Consider the following 15617-nt stretch of genomic DNA (forward strand, 5'->3'; position numbering starts at 1 on the left):
CGTCAGGCTTTCGGCGGAGCGCCCGTTACGGGAATGCCGTTATTGAGTTGCCATGCCATTTTCTGCAGCCGCGCGCCTGCGTGTTTGAAAAACGCAGTGTAGCTTTCACAGAAGTAGTTGTGGCCAGTTTCCCCATTGCGGGCGCTGGAAAAGCGGTGCTTCGGGCAGCCACCATTACAAGCAAAGCGAAACTCGCAAGCGCGGCACTGGGCTGTCAGGGCCGCCTGTTTATCTTGGCCGAATTCGACCTGCCTGTCGCTCCAGAGCATATCGCGCATTGGCGTTTCTTTGATATTGCCGAGCTTGTATTCGGGGTAAACGTAGTGGTCACAAGAATAGAGGCTTCCGTCATGTTCTAGGGCCAAACTATTCCCGCAGGTTTCTGCAAAAACACACAGCGATGAAGGGCGCCCTGCCCATAGCCCGAGTTGCACATCAAAGAACTGCACAGACAGTTTTCCGACATCGGTTTTAAACCAGAGGTCAAAAACATCGCAGAGAAACTTGCCGTAAACGCGGGGTGCAACACTCCAGTCTGTAACGTTAATAGCTGGGTCGCCCTCAATCTGTGGGGCACCAGCCAGCCCTGTCGCCCCAATGCGCTCAACAATCGGGATAAACTGCATGTGATCAAATCCGAGGCCTTTCAGGAAGCGATAGATATCCTTGCCTTTGCCACCGTTGGCACGGTGAACAGTTGTCAGTGCATTGTGGGCAACGCCTTGGCGTTGGAGCACTTCAAGGCCGCGTATCACTGCGTCAAAGGTGGGGCGCCCGGCGCGGTCGACGCGGTAGCGGTCGTGAATCTGCTTTGGCCCATCAATGCTGATGCCAACAAGGAAGCGGTTGTCTGCTAGAAAATGGCCCCATTCATCATCTAGCAACATTGCGTTTGTCTGCAACGAATTGGTGACGCCTGCTCCAAAGGGGGTGTGCTTCTTTTGCAGGTCAACGATCTTGCGAAAATATGCAATACCTAGCATCGTAGGCTCTCCACCCTGCCATGCAAAGTGTATTTCTGAAACGCCAGCTTCCAGTGAGGCGTCGATAGTTTCGCGAATGTAGCGCTCCAAAACCTCGTCTGACATACGAAACTTTTTTTCGTCGGGGTAAAGTTTTTCTTTCTCAAGGTAATAGCAATACTTGCAATCAATATTGCAGCGCGGCCCGATGGGCTTTGTCATGATGTTGAAGGGGAGGGGCGTCATTCCGGGCTCCAGTCTAGCGCCTGTTGGTTGTGGCTCAATCCCTGGTGGTTGGCAATCTACTGGCGTCATAAAGTTCGTTCTGCCAGAAATCCAATCACTCCTAGATATTAGGCGTTGTAGATGCGCTCTTCCAATGGAACGGTATCAAGCTGTTCATTCAACATCTTCACCAAAGCTTGTTCTGCTTTGTTCATGCTTCGCTTGGGATTGGTGAGCACGTGGATATCAATCGCCGGCAAGGACTTGTAAGGTGGCACTTGCCAAAGCAGACCTGCTCGCACATCGCGCTCGGCGACATGGACGGGGAGGGCTCCGATGCCGATATTGGCGACAATCATACGCCTTACCTCAGGGAGGTTTGAGGAAAGGCCTTTCGGCTCCACGCGCATACCAAGCTTTTTGCGCATATGAGCGACGCTTTCGAGCGGGCCGTTTACTTCATCTGTCTGAAAGGTGACCACCGCTTCGTTTTTAAGTTCGGAAAGTTCTATATTGGTTTGTCCGAATAGCCTATGAGGCGGGCCGCAGAACAAACCGAAGAACTCGCGGTAAAGAACGCGGGCCTCTAGGCCCATTGGTGCTTCGTTAAGCAGACAAACACCAAAGGTCACTCGGTTTTGCAGAAGGTACGCAATGACCTCTGTGCTGTCTATTGTCGATATGGTGTAGTGGACGCCCGGATAAAGCGCGTTAAATCGTTTTAGAACATCATCAAAATGCGGCGAAACAACATGGCTGGCGACAGCAATACTAATTTGGCCCGTCACTTCTTCTTCCAGCCCGTCCATAAGATCGGGCAGTTGAGTCACTGCGCCGAAAATTGAGCTGGCTTCTGTATAAAGAACCTGTCCCCAAGGGGTCAGACTGAAATGTTTGGGGGAGCGGTTGACCAGTTTGCGCCCGGTAATGTCTTCTAGCCGCTTTAGGGCGGCGCTGATGGTCGGTTGTTTTAATCCTAGATAATGAGCGGCAGGCGTTATCCCGCCTTGATCAACGACGACCATGAAGGTCCGCAATAGATTCCAATCGAGATGCCAGGGAAAACGTTGTTCATAGGGTTTTAGCATTATTTCAGTCTATTTTTGGAATTTATAATATCTATTTGCCCTATGAGCGATTGCAGCGCAACCTCTTCATCAGAGTGCATCTGGATAGCGACTCAGCTTGAGCAGCCTGCAGTAGGCACGAATAAAGACAGGGAAATAAAATGAAAAACTCGAAGAACTTTTTGCGTCGCAGCGTTTTGATGGGGGCCGTTGCGATGATCGGTCTGAACTTTTCACCTTTGGCAGCAAATGCAGACGAGCTTGCGGAGATCAAAGAACGCGGCGTATTGCGTATCGCAATGACGGGTCAATATCCGCCGTTCAACTTCGTTAACGAGAGCAATGAGGTTGTCGGATTCGATCCGGCCATTGGAACCGAAATTGCTAAACGGATGGGCTTGGAAACAGAGATCATCACGACGGCATGGGACGGTATTATTGGTGGCCTGATTGCGAATAAATATGATGCTGTTGTTGGCTCGATGTCGATCACCGAAGAGCGTGACAAAGTCATCGATTTCGTTGGTCCCTATTACAACACCAAGCGCGCCTTCTTTACTGTCGCGGGTTCAGAGATCACCACGCTTGAGCAACTTGACGACGAGAGCGTCAGAGTGGGTCTTACCCTGGGCGAGACACACGACCAGTGGGCGCGTGATCAGGGATACAATGTAAAAACCTACAAAGGTTTGCCCGAGCTGCTGCTTGAACTGACCAATGGCCGCGTGGATGTTATTGTGAATGATTCAATTCCCGTTCTGCTGGCAATGAAGGCGGGCCAGTATGATCTGGCCGAAATTCCTGCACCGGATGCAGAGGCCTTTCCTGCCGGAATCGCCATTCGCGAGAACAACCCTGAGCTGGCTGCAGCAATGCAAAAAGCACTGGATGATATGATGGAAGACGGTACGTATATGGAGTTTGCCAACGAGTGGGTTGGTGGCGACATCCGTTAATTCAGTTTTGTGGCCTGCTGGTTGTTCTGGCAGGCCATGACCGGCCCCATCAGGCGCGTCATACGACGTGATACATTCGGAGTTTCCCCTTGGATATTGAACTTATCCTGCGTGTCTATCCGTTCTTTTTGCAGGCAGCTCTTGTCACGGTTCAACTTTCGGTCCTGACCTGCATCTTAGGCCTGATATGCGGTGCAATAGGCGCGTTTATGCGCTTGTCTCGACTAGTGCCGTTGCGCTGGTTCGGGGCAGTATATGTCAGCTTGTTCCGCGGCACTCCCGCTTTGATTCAGGTTTTCATCCTGTATTTCGGCGGTCCGCAGGTCGGGATCAACCTTGATGCATTCACCGCTGGCACTATCGCTTTGGGCGTCAATATAGGTGCCTATATGACCGAGACAATTCGCGGCGCTATCTTGTCTGTCGATAAAGGTCAGACGGAAGCCGCACGTACCCTTGGGATGAGCAAAGGGGAAACAATGCGCAAAGTCGTGCTTCCACAGGCCGCACGCATGATGATCCGCCCGCTAGGGGTGAACATCAACGCGCTGATCAAAGGAACGGCCCTGCTTGCGCCGATCTCGGTGATTGAACTCACACAAACCGCACAGCGTTTTATTGGCTCGACATACAAGCCATTCGAGATGTTTTTGCTGGCTGGTATTCTCTATATGTTGTTCATCTATGCGGTCGGTCTCGGCATCAACTGGCTTGATCGGAAGGCACGGATATCATGAGCTTCTGTTCCCCCATATTTGCGTTGACAGGAGGCTACCTTGGGTCTTGATTTCACGGTTGTCCCCGATTATTTCGGCATGCTTTTGCTGGGCATGGGTTGGACCGTCGCCATTACTATCAGCGCTGGTTTATTGAGTTTTTTCGGCGGCATCCTTTTTGCTGTCATTGCCCTCTACGGACACTGGGCTCTGCGTTTGCCGTTTCGGGCATTTGCGTTTCTCTTTATGGGCACACCGCTTCTGTTGCAGTTGTTTCTCATCTATTTCGGGTTGATCCAGATTGGTATCGACCTGCCTGCATTTGTGGCGGGTGTGATAGGGCTGGGGCTGCATTTTGCAGTGTATAATTCCGAGCTCATTCAGGCCTCTATACTCGCTGTCGATAAGGGCCAGTATGAAGGTGCACGCACGCTTGGGCTCTCGCGAGGTCAAACGCTACGGCGCATCGTTATTCCCCAAGCTGTGCGTGCGGTGATTCCGCCAATGGGGAATAACATGATCGCGCTTCTGAAAGACTCCGCACTGGTTTCGGTAATCGGTGTGGCCGAGTTGACGCTGGCGGCGCAACAAGCCATCAGCCGAACGTATCGTCCCTTCGAGTTCTATCTCGCGGCTGCCTTTTGCTATTACATTATCAACCTCGCGCTAGAGGCGGGACTGCGCCGACTGGAACGCCGCATCGCTGCATCGCGTTGAGACTGGGAGAAACCACATGACAGATCAAGCCTTCGTCACAATCAAGAACGCGGCCAAAAGCTTTGGCGCACTTCAAGTCCTTAAGGATATCAATCTGACAGTCGAGCGTGGTCAGATTGTTGCGATCATTGGTCCGTCAGGCTCGGGAAAATCGACACTTCTGCGGGCGATAAACGAACTCGATCCTCTGACTTCAGGGGAAGTCTGGCTTGAAGGTGTGCAAGTTAACAAAACACTTCCGCATCGCCAGTATGAAGCGCACGTTAATCAGGTACGCCAAGATATTGGCATGGTGTTTCAGCATTTCAATTTGTTTCCACACCTCACTGTGCGCGGCAACATCACACTTGCGCCGCGAATGCTTAAAGGGTTGTCAGAAGACGAAGCCAACAAGCTTGCCGAGGAACAACTGGCCAAGGTTGGACTAGCCGAGAAGATCGACGAATACCCATCACGCCTCTCCGGTGGACAGAAGCAACGCGTGGCTATTGCGCGGGCTTTGGCGATGAAACCCAAAGTGATGCTTTTCGATGAAGCAACATCTGCTCTTGATCCTGAACTTGTCGAGGAGGTCAATTTGGTCATGAAGCAATTGGCCGAAGAGCACATGACAATGATTATTGTTACACACGAAATGGATTTTGCGGCCTCTGTTTGTGATCGAGTTTTGTTTATGGATCAGGGTGTTGTCGTTGAAGAGGGGCCGCCCTCGGTCATTTTTGAAAACCCTCAAGAAGAACGCACACGCAATTTCTTGCGCAAACACCTCAGCCGCTGAAGGCACCACCATGAGCAATTTGTTCTATCAAACCAAGTCTCTCCGCCCGATGCTTGAGCGTGCAGAAGGCATCTATATGTGGGGCAAAGACGGCAAGCGCTACATCGACGGTTCTTCGGGCGCGATGGTCAGCAATATCGGGCACTCCAATCCGGAGGTGCTAGCCGCCATGCGCGCGCAGATGGACAGTTCGACATTCGGCTACCGTTTGCACTTTCAGACCGAGTCATCTGAAAAGCTTGCAGCGATGACGGCTGCGCTTGCACCTGAAGGGCTAAACAAGGTTTTCTTCGTTTCAGGCGGCTCCGAGGCTGTCGAAAGTGCTTTGAAAATGGCACGGCAATACGTGCTCACACAAGGCCAAGCCCAGCGTTACAAGGTAATTTCACGCTATCCAAGCTATCATGGCTGTACCCTCGGGGCGCTCGCGGTCACGGGCTATGCTCCTATGACGGCCCCGTTCGATCCGATGATGCAAAGGATGCCCAAAATCCCGGCGCCCCGCGCCTATCTTGACGGACTTGACCCCGAGCTTGAAGCCACAGGCCATTACTATGCCGATATGCTGGAAGCCAAAATCCTGCAAGAAGGCCCCGACACTGTGCTCGCCTTTATTGTCGAGCCGGTCGGTGGAGCGTCGACCGGTGCACTTGTGCCGCCCAAAGGCTATATGCAACGCATCCGCGAAATTTGCACACGCTACGGAGTCTTGCTCATCCATGATGAGGTCATGACAGGAGGGGGTCGCACAGGCCGCTTCTTCGGGGCCGAACATTGGGGCGTTACCCCCGATCTTATTAGCCTCTCCAAAGGGTTTGGCGGAGGTTACGTGCCATTGGGGGCAATGGTTGCGCGTGATGATATTGTCGAGGCAGTGATGAACGCGGGAGGCTTTATTCATGGGTTTACCTACGCAGGAAATCCGCTCGCCTGCGCTGCTGGCTGTGCTGTGCTTGAACAGATCGAAGAGCATGATCTCACAGGCAATGCAGAGCACATGGGCGATAAACTGGCCGAGCGCCTGCGCAGCCTCATGCAGCGCTATCCGCTTGTTGGCGATGTGCGCGGCAAAGGCCTTCTGACAGCCTTTGAGCTGATGACAGACCGCACCAGCAAAGAGCCGCTGCCAGCCGACTTACACGCCCACGCAAGGCTTGTTGATATCGCTTATGACAACGGCCTCATCATCTACTCGCGTCGCACGCGCGGCGGCACGTCAGGGGATCACTTCCTTGTCTGCCCACCTATGATTGTGACCGAGGCTCAGCTGGACGAAATGACCGACATTTTGGATGCCTCACTAGCGCAGTATATGGCTGAAATTCCTCAATTTTCTGGCGCAACTTAAGGATATCTTATGTCAAAGATCATTATCACCTGTGCCATTACAGGGTCAATCCATACACCCTCCATGTCGCCGCATCTGCCAATCACAGCCGAGCAAATCACCGAGCACTCTATAGGTGCTGCCGAGGCGGGCGCCGCTATTTTGCATCTGCATGCCCGCGATCCTGGCGATGGCCGCCCTTCGGCAGAGCCGGCGCATTTCATGGCCTTCCTTCCTCAGATAAAGCAGCGCTCTAATGCTGTGCTCAACATTTCGACAGGTGGCAGCGCCACGATGACGCTGGACGCCAGATTGGCCGCGCCAAAGCTTGCCGAGCCCGAAATGTGCTCGCTCAACATGGGAACAATGAACTTTGCGCTCTATCCAGCGGCCGAGCGGATCACCGAATGGAAGTATGATTGGGAAAAGCCTTTTCTCGAAAACTCTGACGATCTGGTGTTCAAGAATACGCCTCGTGATATGGCATATGTTTTGCACGAAATGGGCGACAAACGCGGCGCGCGGTTCGAGTTTGAGTGCTATGATGTGAGTCACCTCTATATGCTGCGCCATTTTGTAGACCGCGGCTTGGTGCAGGGGCCACTGTTTATACAGTTTGTCTTCGGTGTGCTCGGCGGGATAGGGCCAGACCCCGAAAACCTTACCCACATGAAACTCATTGCCGACAAGCTATTTGGTGATGATTATGCTTTTTCGGTGTTGGCCGCAGGCCGTCATCAGATCCCGCTTATTACCATGTCAGCCATTCTCGGAGGGCATGTCCGTGTCGGCTTGGAAGATAGCCTGATGATCTCGCGCGGAGTGCTTGCCAAAAGCAATGCAGAACAAGTCTTGAAAATCCGTCGCATTGTCGAAGAACTGGGCCGCACTGTCGCCACCGCCGATGAAGCCCGCGAAATACTCGATCTCAAGGGTGGCGACCGGACAGGAATTTGAGCCATGTCTGACATAAAAATTGCGCGCGTCACGCTCAAAGAAATAACGCTTCTTCACCAAGCCCTGCGCGCGCTTGCCGTTGATCTTGGTGATGATTTTCTAACCGACGAAGACACTCTTTGCGAAGCGGTTTGCGGGGCCAATGCTCCCTGTATTGCGCTGCTGGCTCATGCGGGTGGTGAGCCCTTGGGTATAGCTCTGGCTTCAAGAGTGTTCTCTACCGTGCGTGGTGGGGCAGGGCTCTATGTCAGTGATCTTTGGGTTGCAAAGGCCCAACGCGGCAAGGGGCTTGCACGCAGGTTGCTGGCCCTCACAGCGCAAGAGGGAGTGAGCCTTAACGCAGGCCATTTTCTCAAGCTCACAGTCTATCATGATAACCCTCAGGCTTTGGCCGCCTACGACCAGCTCGGCTTCATTCGGCAAGTCGATGAGACAAACATGATCCTGACAGGCACAGGTCTGGCGGCTCTGAAAGAAACCTCGTGAAAGCTATCCTTGGCACGACATCCGCCTAAGCGATGTGTCGTTGCTCCGGACATCAGGTCCTTGGTGATATGGCTGGCGGTTTTCGTTGTTCTCAACAATTTGGGATAGCCGTTGAAAGACTGTGCGCCAAAGCTCCGCGTGCGGCAGGTTGCATCAGGCATTGATGGAGCACCAACAGTGAGGTGTTTAAAATCTTACGGAGCAATACGGTTAGATGAAGACAGGAAGGATATTTCGCTAGGGTGCGCAGCCCTGTAAAAATATTGAAATGGCAAGTTCACGACGTCGCTCTATTTCTGCTTGGTTCTGTGGTTGAGAGCAGGGATGTAGAAGGCGTGTCAAGGGACTCTCGAATGCCATATCGAGTAGCATTTCTACCGCCATATTTAGGTCATGCCGGGCTAAAAAAATTTCACCACTCCCGACGGCTCGTAAAACCTCTGCGCGAACAAAATCAGCCAATGCTCCACGGCTTGTTGCGTATAGTTTTTGTGCTAAATCAGGATAACTTTTCGCCTTTGCAATAATGGACCTAAGAAATTCGAGATTGTTCGGCCCACTGCCCGTCGGAGTGTTATAACGTAGTAAAAGTGACAATCTTTCCTTCAGCGGCCGGCGCAAGTCTTCGAGGCTTAGGGGAAGAAAGATGGTGCTTGAAAGGTTGATAATTGCACGTGTGAGTAAATCTTCGCGGTTCTTAAAATGTTCATATACTGTTCGCTTAGACATGCCTGCTTTGCCAGCAATCACCGCCATGGTCACTTCATCAAATGGTCTTTCCAAAAGCAGTTGCGCTGTGGTTCTTAAAATAGCGGCCTCTCGGGCCGCCAATTTCATTTGTAGCGGACGACCGCGCCGCACTTTCCCGCAGCAGGAGCTTTTCGTGTCAGTAAGTTTGTCGCTCATCTTAGAGCTGCTCCCAGAAAGTGGTGTAACATTAGCCAAAGGAAATAATCTTTACAAAACTATCTGGTTTCCTTAATCGTATCGCAAGGGTGTTTTTTCATTTCCTGATAGGGTAGTAACCAGTGTTACATTCATCGTGATTCACGGTATTTATCCCCATGATCTCTTAATTTATGGAGCTCTTCTCAATGCCCCAATTGTTTACCGCTCCACTTGGTCGGTTTTCCGCCACGCTGTTTCTTGCGTTAAGCTTGCCCTTGAGCGCGTTTGCTCAGGAAGGCCGCCCTCCTGTACCGGTTACTGTTGTTACGCTTGAAGCTCACGACGTTACTCTAACAGCCCCACTTCCCGGCCGTGTTGCAGCCTCGTCTGAAGCACAAGTCCGCCCGCAGGTGAATGGCATTATCCGCGAACGGCTCTACGTTGAGGGGCGTCCGGTTGCGAAGGGTGATCTTCTCTATCGTATTGATGCCGCATCATATGAAGCCCAGAAAACGTCTGCAGAAGCATTGCTTGCACAGGCGAATGCCTCACTCAGATCGGCTCAACGAGAACTCGATCGTCAGCAAGAACTGAAGTCTCGAAACGTTGTCTCACAGCAAAACCTGGACAATGCTATTTCGGCACGTGAAATATCGAGTGCCAGTGTGAAAGTTGCAGAAGCTCAATTGCTTGCAACTGAAATTGACCTAGAACGCACCGCTGTTCGTGCGCCTATCGCAGGGGTGGTTGGATTGAGCGAAGTCAGCGTTGGGGCGCTTGTGACCTCCGGCCAAGCGACCCCTTTGACGATTATCCGCGCGCTTGATCCTGTTCATGTCGATGTGACACAAGCCGCCGCTGATATTCTGCGTTGGCGCCGCGCCGACGGTGGGGCTGAGTTTGCTGAAGAGCTCGGCCAAGTGGTTCAATTAAAACTTGCTGATGGTACGATATATGAACACCAAGGCGAGCTTTCTGCCGCTGAGCCACATGTAAACGAAGGCACTGGGACAATTTTGCTTAGGCTGTCCTTTCCCAATCCTGAGGGGTTTCTTTTGCCTGGGATGTATGTGCAGGTTGATATGCCTCAAGGCGTCGTGAAAGATGCGATCTTGGTGCCGCAGCAAGCTGTAACACGTGATCGTCGGGGTGAGCCCACGGCGCTCGTTGTCAACGAGGAAAACGTCGTTGAGCAACGCAAGCTAACGGTTCTGCGTGACCACGGCGAGGATTGGGTTGTAACCGCAGGTGTATCTGCTGGTGATCGTATCATTGTTGCTGGGCTTCAAAAAACTGCCGCTGGCGCTACAGTGGCTCCGCAAGAGCAGGAAGCTGAAGAGCCTTCTGCTGAAAACAACTAAACTCAAATTTGAGAGCACCCCATGGCCCGTTTTTTCATTGACCGCCCTATTTTTGCATGGGTGATTTCAATTCTGATTATGGGCTTGGGTCTGTTGTCTATCTACACGTTGCCTGTGGCGCAGTATCCTCAGATTGCTCCACCCTCGGTGACGATCAACGCGACATATCCTGGTGCATCAGCTGATACTGTTGCCAATACAGTGACCCAAATTATCGAGCAGCGGATGACGGGGCTAGATGGGATGCGTTATGTTTCCTCATCATCAACGTCATCTGGTTCAGCTTCGATCACGCTTACGTTCGAGACAGGCACTGATCCGGACATTGCTCAAGTTCAGGTGCAAAACAAACTGGCCCAGGCAACCGCGCTATTGCCCGAAGCCGTGCAACGTCAGGGTGTGACAGTGCAAAAGTCGTCTGCCGGCTTCCTCATGGTGATCGGACTGATATCGGAAGACGGAAGCATGGATCAGGCCGATTTGTCTGACTATCTAAACTCCAACCTCGTTGATGCGTTTAGCCGGATAGAAGGCGTGGGCGGCACTCAGGTTTTCGGGGCGAAATATGCAATGCGTATCTGGCTTGACCCGTCCAAGCTGGCAGCTTTCGATATGGCACCCTCGGATGTAGTTGCATCTGTCTCATCTCATAATGCCCAGATTTCCGCAGGGTCTTTTGGTGCTCTTCCTGCTGTCGAGGGCCAGGCATTTACAGCGACCATCACTGCACAATCCCTTTTGGAAACGCCCGAAGATTTTCGGAACATTATCCTGCGCTCCGAAGCCGATGGCGGGCTTGTCCTGCTTGAAGACGTCGCCCGCGTAGAGATCGGGGCGGAAAACTATATGGCGATCGCTAAGTATAACGGCAAGCCCGCATCGGGGATGGCCGTCCAGTTGGCACCGGGAGCCAATGCGCTGGATACATCAGCACTCGTTCGCGAGAAAATCGAGGAATATTCAGGATTTTTCCCCGAGGGTATGACTTACGTTATCCCGTATGACACGACCCCTTTTGTTGAGGTTTCAATTCATGAAGTGCAAAAAACACTGATCGAAGCGATTATTCTTGTGTTCTTTGTGATGCTTTTGTTCCTACAGAATTTTCGCGCAACTCTGATCCCGACGCTGGCTGTTCCCGTTGTCATACTTGGCACATTCGCGATCCTTGGAGTGTTTGGTTATACCATCAACGTGTTGACGATGCTTGCTCTTGTGCTTGCCATCGGGTTGCTTGTGGATGATGCCATCGTTGTAGTGGAAAACGTCGAACGGATCATGGAAGAAGAGGGGCTGTCCCCTCGCGAGGCGACACGTAAATCCATGGACCAGATCACCGGCGCATTGGTTGGGATTGGCCTTGTGATTTCGGCTGTGTTTATTCCAATGGCCTTCTTCGGCGGCTCTACAGGGGTGATCTATCGTCAGTTCTCCGTGACTATCGTTTCCGCGATGGGGCTTTCAGTTCTGGTTGCACTGACGCTGACGCCAGCGCTGTGCGCCACATTGCTGAAAAGCAAAGATGCCCACCACACCAAGCGCGGCTTTTTTGGGCTATTCAACCGTGCATTTAGCAAACTTGCTGGTGGGTATGGATGGACAGTGAATTTTGTAATTCGCCGCCCTCTGCGGATGTTGCTGGTCTATGGCGCGATGGGTGCTGGCATTACTTGGCTTTTCTTGCAAACACCGACAGGTTTCTTGCCCGACGAGGATCAGGGAATTATGCTTGCGCTGGTTCAAGGGCCGTCAGGGACAACCGCCGAAAACACACAGAAAGCCACACAACAAATTCAGGATCACTTCCTTAACAACGAAAGTGAAAACGTCGATTCAGTGTTTAGCGTTGTTGGGTTCTCCTTTGCAGGGGCGGGCCAGAATAATGGCTTGGCTTTCATACGGCTCAAGGATTGGGATGAACGTCCAAGCCCTGAACAGTCTGTTCAGGCCATAGCTGGCCGCGCATTCCCTGCGATGATGGGTATTCAGGAGGCAATGGCGTTTCCTATCGTGCCGCCTGCCGTCACTGAGCTTGGCAATGTTTCCGGCTTTGATTTCTACCTGCAAGCGCAGGGAGGCCAGTCGCACGAGCAGATACTGGAAGCACGGAACACGGTGTTGGGGATGGCAGCACAAAGCCCGCTCATTGCCTCTGCGCGCCCTTCGGGCCTTGAAGATGCAACCCAGTTCAAGCTGGATATTGATTGGCGTGCCGCTGGTGCAATGGGGGTATCACCCGCAAATGTGGGGAACACATTGGCGATTGCGATGGCCGGAACCTATGTGAACGACTTTAATGACAATGGCCGCACCAAGCGCGTTTATGTGCAAGGCGAAGCCAGCGCACGTGCAACACCGTCTGATCTTCAGAGATGGCGTGTGCGCAACACAGCAGGCGAGTTGGTTCCCTTTTCCAACTTTTCTAGTGAACGCTGGGTTTATGGCCCTCAGGGGTTGAACCGTTACAACGGTACACCCGCGATGCAGATACAAGGTTCTCCAGCTCCGGATGTATCTACTGGCGAGGCCATGCTGGAGATTGAAAGCTTTGTTGACCAACTGCCTGGCTTCTCCGTGGCATGGACGGGGCTCTCGCTTGAAGAGCGAGAATCAGGGTCTCAGGCGCCGATGCTGTATGCATTGTCACTTGCGGCGATTTTCTTCTGCCTTGCAGCTCTCTACGAGAGTTGGGCAATTCCGCTTTCAGTGATGCTGGCCATGCCTGTAGGGATTTTGGGCACGCTCTTTACAGCATGGAACTTTGGATTTCAGAATGGAGTATTTTTTCAGGTAGGTCTTCTGACGGTCATCGGGCTTACTGGTAAAAACGCCATTCTGATTGTCGAGTTTGCTCGTGAACAGGTAGATAGTGGTAAAGAGCTTTACGAGTCTGTTTTGACAGCAGCCCGATTGCGGTTCCGTCCTATTATTATGACCTCGCTTGCTTTCTCACTTGGAGTTGTCCCGCTTGTTCTGTCATCGGGTGCGGGTTCAGGTGGGCGCCGTTCGGTCGGGGCTGCTGTGCTCGGAGGAACAATAACAGGAACGATACTTGGGATCATCTTTGTGCCGCTCTTTTTCATCTTGGTGCGCAAGACTTTAAGTCGCCAGAAGGCGAAGACTGCTTAATTAGACGAATGCCCGCTACGCGATGAATGGGCTCTCCTTGTAGTGTAGAACGCCAGACATCGGGCAATGCCGCTGCGTGTGGGGCAGAAGGTAGTGCCTGTTGCGGCCAGAATTTATGAAGGCGCAATCGTAAGCACCACCGTCGATAGCAGTGTTGAGGGCTGATTGATGTTGCCGGTTTGCACCTGGGCCGGTTGCGGAGATTGAAGGAAACCGCTCGCATATTCCGCTTGCCCGTTATGACAATCGATATATGACTATAGGCCTGACGCGAGAGTTCTAGGGCGGGTTGTTCAGCCCAAAGTATCATAAAGGGCAGGCTCAATGTTACGAAAAGTATCCTTCACTCTTATAGGTGTTTTGATTGTCGCCAGTTACGCGGTTCCTTATCTTGTGCTGGCCTCGGTTAGTGCATGGTATGGTAGTTTTCTGTTTTGGACACTTGTAGGTGTTTTCACCATCGTTTTGAATCTGATGGCAACAGCCGGTTTTAAGGATGATTCAAAATGACACTGTCTCTCGTAATCTGGGGGGTAGTAATCTACACCGCGTTCTCGCTTTTTGTCGCATATCTTTCGCGGGTTGGGCCATCTTCTTCAATGTCAGAGTATTTCCTTGGCGGAAGGAATATGGGGGGCGTTGTTTCTGCTTTGTCATATTCTGCCACAACCTATTCGGCTTTCATGATGGTGGGGCTTGCCGGTCTGACGTATCGGGGTGGGGTTGGCGCTCTGGGTTTCGAGATCATATATTTCGCAGGAGTTTCACTGGTTGCCATCTTCGGCCCCAGATTTTGGGCTGTAGGTCGCAAATATGGTTTCGTCACCCCGTATGAAATGCTTGGAAATCGCTATGGGAGTCGCTGGGTTGCGGTGGCAGGGGGGCTCGTCAGTTTGATCTTTCTGATCCCGTATTCTGCGGTCCAGTTGGCCGGCGTCGGTTATTTACTTGCAGGCATGACCGACGGCACCATACCGTTCGGAGCAGGCATTGTGATTGCGACGGTTCTGGCAATTGTGTTTTCTTACATCGCAGGCATCCGCTCGGTGATGTGGACAGACAGTCTTCAGGCAGTGGTGATGATTGTCACGGCCTTGTTTGTAACGGGGCTGGTTGTCTCTAAGCTGGGCGGCTTTGGTGGATTGTTTGGCACGCTTGCCGAGACACGGCCCGAGATGTTGCGCGTCCCCGGGCCGGGATTTTTCAGTTTCACGACATTTCTGGGGCTGACGCTGCCGTGGTTATTTTTCTCCATCTCTAACCCGCAGGTTAGCCAACGGCTGTTTATGCCTGCATCGCTTGGGGCCTTGCGGCGTATGCTTCTAATTTTCCTGTGCTTCGGCTTGATTTACACGTTGGTTTCGGTGATCTGGGGCTTTTCGGCGCTTGTGGCTTTTCCCGATCTTGAACGGCCTGATCTTGCAACTTCGATGCTTTTATCCTCGGACATGGTTCCGCCCGTTTTGGGCTTGATCGTGATGATCGCTATTATCGCCGCCGCGGTTTCGACCATCGACTCTATTCTTCTTACACTCTCCTCAATCTTTGCGCGTGATGTTTACGGGAACCTGAATGCAGATGTGACAGACAAGAAACAGTTGCTGATTGGCAAATTGGTGATTCCTGTTATCTCGCTCTTGGCGCTGGCCTTCGCATGGATGGAGTTCAGCATGATTGCCATTCTATCGGTTGCAGCGTCGGTTGGTCTTGTGCTGATGGTTCCCGCAACGATCGGTGCGTTTTTCTGGCGGCGAGGGACTGCGGCAGGGGCGCTTGTTTCGATCGTTGCTGGCAGCATATTTGTCGTGGCCATGTATCTGTCGGGCAACTCACTGTTCGGATTGAATGCCGGCATTCTCGGCTTTCCGGTTGCAACTATCCTCTTCATTGGGGTCAGTCTGATAACCAGCCCTGACACGTCCCATGCGGATGAATTCATGCAAGCTGCCACTGACACGCTTTCGCGAAAATCCGCTCCCTAAATAATTTGACCACTGGCGGATTGATCGCCAGTATCACGTTTCAAGACTGCCATGGGACGCAGATGT

Annotated in this window: 14 protein-coding genes; 11 read left to right on the forward strand and 3 right to left on the reverse strand. The window is 52.3% G+C overall.

Annotated features, from left to right (window positions below):
- Window positions 1–2 precede the first annotated feature (2 nt).
- Window positions 3–1208, reverse strand: a complete 1206-nt coding sequence (locus tag OE750_RS07075) for an anaerobic sulfatase maturase (protein WP_263762936.1) — start codon at window positions 1206–1208, stop codon at window positions 3–5.
- A 107-nt stretch (window positions 1209–1315) separates the two neighbouring features.
- Entirely contained in the window at window positions 1316–2275 is a 960-nt protein-coding gene (locus OE750_RS07080) for a LysR family transcriptional regulator (RefSeq protein WP_263762940.1), read from the reverse strand.
- Between the two features lie 140 nt (window positions 2276–2415).
- Here OE750_RS07080 and OE750_RS07085 point away from each other — a divergent pair, with 140 nt between their 5' ends.
- The 7 genes from OE750_RS07085 (at window position 2416) to OE750_RS07115 (ending at window position 8191) form a co-directional block, all read left to right on the forward strand.
- Window positions 2416–3210: a transporter substrate-binding domain-containing protein gene (locus tag OE750_RS07085; RefSeq protein WP_263762942.1), complete on the forward strand. Its 795-nt coding sequence runs from the start codon at window positions 2416–2418 to the stop codon at window positions 3208–3210.
- Between the two features lie 89 nt (window positions 3211–3299).
- Entirely contained in the window at window positions 3300–3947 is a 648-nt protein-coding gene (locus OE750_RS07090) for an amino acid ABC transporter permease (RefSeq protein ID WP_263762945.1), read from the forward strand.
- Between the two features lie 39 nt (window positions 3948–3986).
- A complete protein-coding gene (locus OE750_RS07095; protein ID WP_263762948.1) occupies window positions 3987–4643 on the forward strand; it encodes an amino acid ABC transporter permease in 657 nt (218 codons plus the stop codon).
- Between the two features lie 16 nt (window positions 4644–4659).
- The gene (locus tag OE750_RS07100; protein WP_263762950.1) at window positions 4660–5421 is read left to right on the forward strand and encodes an amino acid ABC transporter ATP-binding protein; all 762 of its coding nucleotides are present in this window, start codon (window positions 4660–4662) and stop codon (window positions 5419–5421) included.
- 10 nt (window positions 5422–5431) lie between these two features.
- A complete protein-coding gene (locus OE750_RS07105) occupies window positions 5432–6769 on the forward strand; it encodes an aspartate aminotransferase family protein (protein WP_263762952.1) in 1338 nt (445 codons plus the stop codon).
- A gap of 9 nt (window positions 6770–6778) precedes the next feature.
- Complete coding sequence (locus OE750_RS07110; protein WP_263762954.1) at window positions 6779–7705, forward strand: 3-keto-5-aminohexanoate cleavage protein; 927 nt, start codon at window positions 6779–6781, stop codon at window positions 7703–7705.
- A 3-nt stretch (window positions 7706–7708) separates the two neighbouring features.
- The gene (locus OE750_RS07115; RefSeq protein WP_263762956.1) at window positions 7709–8191 is read left to right on the forward strand and encodes a GNAT family N-acetyltransferase; all 483 of its coding nucleotides are present in this window, start codon (window positions 7709–7711) and stop codon (window positions 8189–8191) included.
- A 237-nt stretch (window positions 8192–8428) separates the two neighbouring features.
- Here the strand turns inward: OE750_RS07115 and OE750_RS07120 are convergent, their stop codons facing one another.
- The gene (locus OE750_RS07120) at window positions 8429–9097 is read right to left on the reverse strand and encodes a TetR/AcrR family transcriptional regulator (protein ID WP_263762959.1); all 669 of its coding nucleotides are present in this window, start codon (window positions 9095–9097) and stop codon (window positions 8429–8431) included.
- Window positions 9098–9285: 188 nt separating this feature from the next.
- On the opposite strand from OE750_RS07120, the gene OE750_RS07125 reads away from it, so the two are divergent.
- The 4 genes from OE750_RS07125 to OE750_RS07140 all read left to right on the forward strand — a co-directional run bounded on the left by OE750_RS07125 (window position 9286) and on the right by OE750_RS07140 (window position 15551).
- Window positions 9286–10440 (forward strand): efflux RND transporter periplasmic adaptor subunit, encoded by a 1155-nt coding sequence (locus OE750_RS07125; RefSeq protein WP_263762961.1) that lies wholly within the window; start codon window positions 9286–9288, stop codon window positions 10438–10440.
- Between the two features lie 21 nt (window positions 10441–10461).
- Window positions 10462–13569: an efflux RND transporter permease subunit gene (locus tag OE750_RS07130; protein WP_263762963.1), complete on the forward strand. Its 3108-nt coding sequence runs from the start codon at window positions 10462–10464 to the stop codon at window positions 13567–13569.
- Window positions 13570–13893: 324 nt separating this feature from the next.
- The gene (locus tag OE750_RS07135) at window positions 13894–14079 is read left to right on the forward strand and encodes a hypothetical protein (protein ID WP_263762965.1); all 186 of its coding nucleotides are present in this window, start codon (window positions 13894–13896) and stop codon (window positions 14077–14079) included.
- Window positions 14076–15551, forward strand: a complete 1476-nt coding sequence (locus OE750_RS07140; RefSeq protein ID WP_263762967.1) for a sodium:solute symporter family protein — start codon at window positions 14076–14078, stop codon at window positions 15549–15551. Before OE750_RS07135 ends, OE750_RS07140 begins: the two co-directional genes overlap by 4 nt.
- Window positions 15552–15617: the final 66 nt, after the last annotated feature.

The organism is Lentibacter sp. XHP0401 (assembly GCF_025751535.1).
Lineage (GTDB): Bacteria > Pseudomonadota > Alphaproteobacteria > Rhodobacterales > Rhodobacteraceae > Lentibacter.

What these genes read in the sequence shown, in the direction of transcription:
- OE750_RS07075 (WP_263762936.1), bottom strand. Translation starts at nt 1,208, where the DNA reads ATGACGCCCCTCCCCTTCAACATCATGACAAAGCCCATCGGGCCGCGC.
- OE750_RS07080 (WP_263762940.1), bottom strand. Translation starts at nt 2,275, where the DNA reads ATGCTAAAACCCTATGAACAACGTTTTCCCTGGCATCTCGATTGGAAT.
- OE750_RS07085 (WP_263762942.1), top strand. Translation starts at nt 2,416, where the DNA reads ATGAAAAACTCGAAGAACTTTTTGCGTCGCAGCGTTTTGATGGGGGCC.
- OE750_RS07100 (WP_263762950.1), top strand. Translation starts at nt 4,660, where the DNA reads ATGACAGATCAAGCCTTCGTCACAATCAAGAACGCGGCCAAAAGCTTT.
- OE750_RS07105 (WP_263762952.1), top strand. Translation starts at nt 5,432, where the DNA reads ATGAGCAATTTGTTCTATCAAACCAAGTCTCTCCGCCCGATGCTTGAG.
- OE750_RS07110 (WP_263762954.1), top strand. Translation starts at nt 6,779, where the DNA reads ATGTCAAAGATCATTATCACCTGTGCCATTACAGGGTCAATCCATACA.
- OE750_RS07115 (WP_263762956.1), top strand. Translation starts at nt 7,709, where the DNA reads ATGTCTGACATAAAAATTGCGCGCGTCACGCTCAAAGAAATAACGCTT.
- OE750_RS07120 (WP_263762959.1), bottom strand. Translation starts at nt 9,097, where the DNA reads ATGAGCGACAAACTTACTGACACGAAAAGCTCCTGCTGCGGGAAAGTG.
- OE750_RS07125 (WP_263762961.1), top strand. Translation starts at nt 9,286, where the DNA reads ATGCCCCAATTGTTTACCGCTCCACTTGGTCGGTTTTCCGCCACGCTG.
- OE750_RS07130 (WP_263762963.1), top strand. Translation starts at nt 10,462, where the DNA reads ATGGCCCGTTTTTTCATTGACCGCCCTATTTTTGCATGGGTGATTTCA.
- OE750_RS07135 (WP_263762965.1), top strand. Translation starts at nt 13,894, where the DNA reads ATGTTACGAAAAGTATCCTTCACTCTTATAGGTGTTTTGATTGTCGCC.
- OE750_RS07140 (WP_263762967.1), top strand. Translation starts at nt 14,076, where the DNA reads ATGACACTGTCTCTCGTAATCTGGGGGGTAGTAATCTACACCGCGTTC.